This is a genomic window from Pseudomonas migulae NBRC 103157 (assembly GCF_002091715.1).
Lineage (GTDB): Bacteria > Pseudomonadota > Gammaproteobacteria > Pseudomonadales > Pseudomonadaceae > Aquipseudomonas > Aquipseudomonas migulae_A.
This window is the reverse complement of the sequence record NZ_BDAG01000085.1, coordinates 1-6,243: the sequence shown is the minus strand read 5'-3', so window position 1 is coordinate 6,243 and position 6,243 is coordinate 1. Positions and strand designations below refer to the sequence as shown.

7 protein-coding genes are annotated in these 6,243 nt (G+C 50.2%); all 7 read right to left on the bottom strand.

The features are described 5' to 3' along the window. Window positions 1-202: 202 nt before the first annotated feature. Entirely contained in the window at window positions 203-1,615 is a 1,413-nt protein-coding gene (gene ehuR, locus PMI01S_RS30635; protein ID WP_084323899.1) for a MocR-like ectoine utilization transcription factor EhuR, read from the bottom strand. A gap of 561 nt (window positions 1,616-2,176) precedes the next feature. Then, window positions 2,177-2,587 carry a chemotaxis response regulator CheY gene (locus PMI01S_RS30630; RefSeq protein WP_084323898.1) on the bottom strand — a complete coding sequence of 137 codons (411 nt, stop codon included), beginning with the start codon at window positions 2,585-2,587 and terminating at the stop codon, window positions 2,177-2,179. Beyond that, window positions 2,584-3,462: a MinD/ParA family ATP-binding protein gene (locus PMI01S_RS30625; RefSeq protein WP_084323897.1), complete on the bottom strand. Its 879-nt coding sequence runs from the start codon at window positions 3,460-3,462 to the stop codon at window positions 2,584-2,586. Before PMI01S_RS30625 ends, PMI01S_RS30630 begins: the two co-directional genes overlap by 4 nt. A gap of 38 nt (window positions 3,463-3,500) precedes the next feature. Next, window positions 3,501-4,187, bottom strand: coding sequence for a hypothetical protein (locus PMI01S_RS30620; protein ID WP_084323896.1), 687 nt, complete (start codon window positions 4,185-4,187; stop codon window positions 3,501-3,503). Between the two features lie 477 nt (window positions 4,188-4,664). Beyond that, a complete protein-coding gene (locus tag PMI01S_RS30615; RefSeq protein ID WP_090473962.1) occupies window positions 4,665-5,075 on the bottom strand; it encodes a phosphate-starvation-inducible PsiE family protein in 411 nt (136 codons plus the stop codon). A gap of 337 nt (window positions 5,076-5,412) precedes the next feature. Next, window positions 5,413-5,556, bottom strand: a complete 144-nt coding sequence (locus PMI01S_RS31810; protein ID WP_167362921.1) for a hypothetical protein — start codon at window positions 5,554-5,556, stop codon at window positions 5,413-5,415. A gap of 237 nt (window positions 5,557-5,793) precedes the next feature. After that, window positions 5,794-5,985: an MbcA/ParS/Xre antitoxin family protein gene (locus tag PMI01S_RS30610; RefSeq protein WP_084323894.1), complete on the bottom strand. Its 192-nt coding sequence runs from the start codon at window positions 5,983-5,985 to the stop codon at window positions 5,794-5,796. Window positions 5,986-6,243 lie beyond the last annotated feature (258 nt).

Sequence of the window (6,243 nt, the reverse complement as noted above, 5' to 3'; positions counted from 1 at the left end):
ACTAAGGTCTCTAATACAAATGACACCTTCGCTCCCAGTTCCGTTCCGCGAGCCAGTCTCAGAGGTGGCGTTATCGCACTAATGTTCCCTATTCGCGATTATTCAAAAATTCTCTTGTCGCCACTTCATGCACATCGCTGAAAGAGAGTCAGCCCGTCGCAGAAGCAGGAGGGAAAATGCGTGACAGACTAGTGTAAAGCCTCTAGCTAAACGAAGGTAAATCGAAAACCTCACGCATTATCCCTATCGAAGCTCTCATCTCGTCAAGGCTGCACTCGGCTCCCACACATACTCGAACTGCTTGCGGTCTGGCAACTCCAGGAACAGTAAATGGATCAGACGGGGTGATGGCAATATTTCTCTTACGCAGCGTGCGTATCAAACTATCGAGTTCCCAATGGGCGGGGACTCTAATCCAGGCACTCAGTGCGTAATGATGTTGACCTAAAATGTAATCAGAAAAATATTCACTGATCACTGCCTGCCTCTCAGATAAAAGTGTTCTCTGTACTTGAATTAAGGCGTCGGCGCTACCGTCACTGATCCATCGTGATGCGATCTCCGCCATGATCGGCGTGCCCATCAAACCATTGACCCGGAGAATGCTTTTCGTCCGTGAGGCTAATTTTTTTGGCATTACCAAATAGCCTATGCGCAGCCCGGTTAGTACAGACTTTGTCATGCTTGTACAGTAGAAGGAGAGCTCTGGTAAATAATGACTGATAGGGGGGGTATGATGCTCCCCAACAAGTGGGCCGAAAACATCATCCTCAATGACCCAAACTCCAAAATGCCTCGCAATTTTAGCGATCTCGCGCCGACGACTATCCGGCATCAATGTTGTTGTCGGATTGTTGAAGTTAGGTGTGCAAATCAAGGCTGTGACGCGCTCATTGCTACACATATATTCAAAATGTTCTGGGTCAATTCCGTGCTGATCTGTTTCAAGGCCCTTCAGCGTGAAGCCTAACACTTGGGAAATACCGATTATGCCATGATCGGTAACACCCTCGGAGAGTACGACATCATTAATGCTCGCCAAAGAAGCCAGTGCAAGAAACAATCCCTGAGCCGCTCCATTGGTTATGAGGATGTCATCAAGCTCAGTGCCCACCCCATGCCGTGACAGCCATAGTTTAGCCGCTTCACGGTGCGTTTCAAGCCCCGCTATCGGTCGGAATGCATGGATCCAGGGCTGGTGATGCTCGTTGCTCAGCGCTAAACACGTGTCGCGCCATAAGCGTTCATGCTTATGGGTATGTATTATTCTTACATTAGAAAAGTCAGTGCCACATGACTGCGGCTTGTCGAGAATTACATCTTCAACATTTGCACTGATTGGCCTAGAAACAAAACTGCCACGCCCTGTTTCGCAGCGTATGAATCCCTGGCGCTCTAGCTCTTGATAGGCGTTTGATATCGTTTGCAAACTAATACTCAAACTATCCGCAAGGTGCCGCTGAGGCGGAAGTCGGAGGCCATGCTGTAATAAACCCTGCTCGATATCCGCCCGAATTGCCTTCGCGAGAATCTTGGGTTTGGATTCGCCGCTTCGAGCGCGCTTCAAATGCAACTTCCATTGTTGATAGCAAGGTTGTGGTATTTCAATTGCCATCAAATTACCTCTTCATATCTTGCATTCATGTATTGTTTGGATGGGTAAAGTATTCGCTCAAGATCCCGATTCGGCGAGTAGCAAAAAAATCTGCCAGTAAAATAGTATGATGACAACTTCGTAACTGGCAGAGATACCAATTAACTGTTGAGAATCCGCTGGCTAACTCGAAAATACTGCGTCGATCAGGCACGGTGTCACGGGCATAGCGGCCATGGAGCTAATCTGAAATACCGCTCGCACACATACACGGAATGATATTGTCTGAGCCAGACATCGCAATTTCTGTCGTTGTATAGATAGTAGAATGCTGTATTTTTATTAGAGGTCTACTCTTTAATGAAGTTCATTTTTCTGAGGCATAGGTTTTATGTTTTTAGACTCTTATAGTATTGCGCGCTCCGATATCATTGGACGCGCTTGGATTGCCGTGCATCTGACGGGGTTTATGGTGATAGGCGAAAGGGGTGGCTGGCAGCAAAAATCAACCATGCTCCGTGACCCTGGGAATGGTCCGTTTTCGTGAGTAGCAACTGAATAATAATTCGTCTCACGCGAGCGTCAAGCTGGTTTTGTATAGTGCCCCGCCCATTGAACTCGGTCGCCGATACGGTGGATTTTCTCTTCGAGGGTAGAGCCATTGAAGGGTTTGACGATATAGGCATTCACCCCAGCTTCCACTGCTTGAATGATCTGCTCGCGTTTCGCTTCTGCCGTCGCCATCAAAACTGGCAGATGCTTCAAGTTTTTGGTGGCGCGTATCGCACGCAGGAGTTCCAAGCCGGACATCTGGGGCATGTTCCAATCAGTAATGACAAGATTCACAGGCGTTTTCTGCAGTATCCGCAGTGCCGACACGCCATCGTCGGCCTCGAACACGTTTTTATAACCCAGTTCACGTAGCAGGTTCTTAATGATACGTCTCATGGTAGAGAAGTCATCGACCACCAATATCGTCATATCTTCATTCATATCCCTTGCCACGCTGTATTAGGAACCTCGGAAATAGCCTGTTCATGTTGCGCCTCTGAGTGAGCGCGCCTAAAAGAACGCGGCAGGAAAAACGACACACCTCCCCGATCAGCAGTATTAAGCGGTCCTCGGTCCAGGGTGCGTGCAATATGCTTCAGTGCCAATGAGTACTTTGACTTGGGGTAAGCTGCTGCGACAGATGCTCTCTTCAGCATTGCTTTCTTCACATGTTCGTCGTATGGCAGTGCGCCGACATAGATCAATGCAATACCAAGAAACTCCAATGAGACATTATTTAATTTGGCGAATGTTTGGGGTCCTTCGAACTGCGACTTCGTCATGTTCACGAGTACCTTGAAGCGTCTTGCTCCGTGCTGACGGTGCAGCAGCTTGATCAATGAATACGCATCCACTAGCGAAGCGGGTTCATCGCACACTACGATCAAAATATCGCTAGATGCCGCCACCAGATTGACGACGGAATGGCCAATACCACTTGCCGTGTCTACCACCAATATGTCGATATCTTTTGCAAGTTCATCATACGCGTAGATCAGCCCCCCCAGTTGCGCCGCACTTAAGCACACCATACCTTGAACCCCAGAGGCCGCCGGCACTATCAACACTCCAGCCGGCCCGTCGATGAAGGTATCCCGGATCTCGCAGCGGGATTCGATGACGTCCTGCAACGTATACTGCGGTTTCAAGCCCAACAGCGCGTCAATATTTGCCAGTCCTAGACCGCCATCCATCAGGACGACGCGTCGGCCCATCGTTGACAGTTCAACAGACAGGTTGATGGCAGTAATCGTTTTACCCACTCCACCCTTCCCGCCCGTCAGGGCAATAACCCGAACCGCGTCATGAACGACCATTAAGCGCTCCAATCAATAGCGCCCTGAAACCTTCGATTTCAATTTCCTTGAACCACCCAGCCGCGCACATCGTATTTTTCCTTAAGTAGCTTGATCACGGCAGCAGCTTCCGCCTTGTTTCGGTAAACACCTATTACAATCAAATTGATCTCCCGCCTGATGACCGGCAGCGCTAACTCCTTAATCGCACGCGAAGTGACCTTACGTACTAGCGACGAGTTTAGGGCGATCTCGATTACCCATACACCGGTGGAGCAAACTGACTCATGTGCCGGATATCTGACGCTAGCTCTGCACGTTCCACACACTTGAAATACATGTGGCGTGAGCTTCACAGTCTTGGCGAATATGTGCAGGCAAACCGTCTTACTTTTTTTTACCTGCCGCCTCCGCAACAGCCTGCGCAAGATAGCGAATAGTGCAAAAAGCCCGATTAGGCCCAGCAACGGGGCTAAACGGAAGACAAGACTCATGTTGTTTTCCAAACTAAGTTTAACTTCGAGTGCTCTTAACGATTCGTAGCCCAAGCGGGCTTTCAGGCTTTGTTCGCCACTTAAAAAAAATCTAGATAAACCAGAGTCAACAATATCGACCATCTCCGAGAACAAGGCAGGAGAAGTAGGATGGCATGAAAGAGCATTTATGCCCATGACCACCAAGTAGACAAACCCGATTATCTGCGCGCCTAGCAATATTCGAAGCAGACTTTGGTAAGGTCTAGACATATTGCTCTCAGGACGATCCATTATTTATTTGCGGCGCGATGCGATGGGAGTGTTGGTCTCCACGAGCGACTACCGGACACCATGGGAGGCGACAGGCCGTTTGATGATGTCGATATGATGGCTCCGTGGCTGTCGGCAACAGTCTAAGACATCTGAATGCACACGAATCATGTTCTAGAACAATTCAATTGAATGTCATTTTTTGACGGGCTACTGCGTGCGCATCGTGACCCGGTCAAGTCGTGTGACAGACGGCCCCGCACCATGGATCAACCCGCGTGCATCGCGCGGGAGCTCAGGCGGCAGTATTATTCTCACGAAAGCCGATCTCACGAGCGTGCCATGCAAGGAGGCCTTCCACCGACTTTGCGATCTGAGCACGTTTACCGGCTGATCTTGCTTTTGGTGTCGAGCCATTTCTGGCGGGCTTCGATGTTCTCTCAGTGGAAAATTGTTGGCATTGCGAAGCCCTTGTAGCTATTCATTCTTATCACACTCTCGTAAGAGCCAGCAGACGATGCCGAGCACGAGGGTGGCAAATCCTAGTGCGGCAATGGTGAGCGCAGGAGTAGCGGCAGAATCGAGAATAACGAACTTCCGGCTGAGCGCCAGCAAGGCGATCAACAGCACTGTGCGAACCTGAACGATGCTGTTGCGTCGTAGGGCGGGGCGCACAATCGAATGCTTAAACTCCAGCGCTATCAGCACGGTGAAGATTGAGCCAAAGAGGGCCTGGAAAACATTGTGGTCTAGAGGATCAATCGCACCACCGATCAACAACGGCACGACCCTCCGACAGAGCTGCAGTAGCGCCATCATAATCACAGACGCGATGATGAGACTGAGCGCAAGAACAACCAATTGTTCGAAACGTTCGTAAGCATTCATCAGCGCCCACTGAAGTCTGAAATTTTTCAGCGTCGAGTTGCGCTCACGCCTTTCAGAATGAGGCTTTGACACGATAACTCTCCACACTTGATAAGATTTCGTTTTCAACCTACAGACCGGCTAAGCGAAGAACAGCATTCCTATGTTCGAGCCGTTAGCTGACCATGCATCGCTCCATCTCGGCTAAGTCTCGCTCGGTGCTGCCGGTGATACATCAGATGTCATCCGACTGATCGATACACGCCGCTTTGAGACCCTCCGTCGCCGGCCCGACATCATAAATAGGATCTGCAAAAAATGATTTCAAGAGTCGGCATCCACCAAGTCGAATTGGGTTTCAGTCTTGATTGTTTGGACAGACAACCTCGCCCGATCCACGCTGCTCGACCCAGAGCGTGAGTTCCATAATGGCGGCCTCAAGGGCAAGCTGGTTTTGATTGATTTTGAAGAGTAGGGAAGGGAGCAGGTCTGAATTTGGCATCGCGATTCCTCCATGGAAAAGGTCAGCGTAGCAGTAGGAGAGTTTGGTGGGATCTTGTCGCTCTGCTATTGATGGCGACGAGGGCTTCAAGCGCATCTCCGCAGTCGTGAATCCTCGCGCGGGTCGTCCGAGCTCGGCTTGAATTCTTCAACGTGCCGGAGAAGGGATTCCGCATCGTTTGTGTTGAGATCAAAAACAATCATGAGAGTCCTGGGCTTGGAGGAGGGGGAGCTCGCATTAGCAGGCGAATCCGTGACTGAGTTTTTCAAGCTCAGCCTTTACGAGTTCGTATCCCTCTTCAGTGTGAACGAGCTCCAATGGTGTGCTTCCACCGAGGGTGTTTTTCGGTTGGCACAGCCAAGCGTCGGCCTTGGCTTTGTTGCCAAAGACTTGCTCGGCTTGGTGCTGAACCAACTCAACGAAATTCATTTTAGGCCCTCATGAGGTTTGTCGGTGCGCGTTTGGTTTTAGCCTGTAGCTGTGGTGGGGACTGAGCATGCAGTAATCGGGGAGACTCAACGCTGAGCACCCTTGTTGTCCTTGGCCTGTGCCCTCTCAAACCACGGAGGGATCGTGGTAATGGAATCATCATAGACATCCTTAGGTATGGACTCCCAGAACGCGGCGATGGCCAGTGAGAGCTCGTCCAAATGCTCGTCGGATACCGCGAGATGAGTGTGGTCTAAC

Excerpts from the sequence above, each read along its gene's own strand:
- PMI01S_RS30630 (WP_084323898.1), bottom strand. The coding sequence starts at position 2,587 with ATGAATGAAGATATGACGATATTGGTGGTCGATGACTTCTCTACCATG.
- ehuR (WP_084323899.1), bottom strand. The coding sequence starts at position 1,615 with ATGGCAATTGAAATACCACAACCTTGCTATCAACAATGGAAGTTGCAT.
- PMI01S_RS30615 (WP_090473962.1), bottom strand. The coding sequence starts at position 5,075 with ATGAATGCTTACGAACGTTTCGAACAATTGGTTGTTCTTGCGCTCAGT.
- PMI01S_RS30620 (WP_084323896.1), bottom strand. The coding sequence starts at position 4,187 with ATGTCTAGACCTTACCAAAGTCTGCTTCGAATATTGCTAGGCGCGCAG.
- PMI01S_RS31810 (WP_167362921.1), bottom strand. The coding sequence starts at position 5,556 with ATGCCAAATTCAGACCTGCTCCCTTCCCTACTCTTCAAAATCAATCAA.
- PMI01S_RS30610 (WP_084323894.1), bottom strand. The coding sequence starts at position 5,985 with ATGAATTTCGTTGAGTTGGTTCAGCACCAAGCCGAGCAAGTCTTTGGC.
- PMI01S_RS30625 (WP_084323897.1), bottom strand. The coding sequence starts at position 3,462 with ATGGTCGTTCATGACGCGGTTCGGGTTATTGCCCTGACGGGCGGGAAG.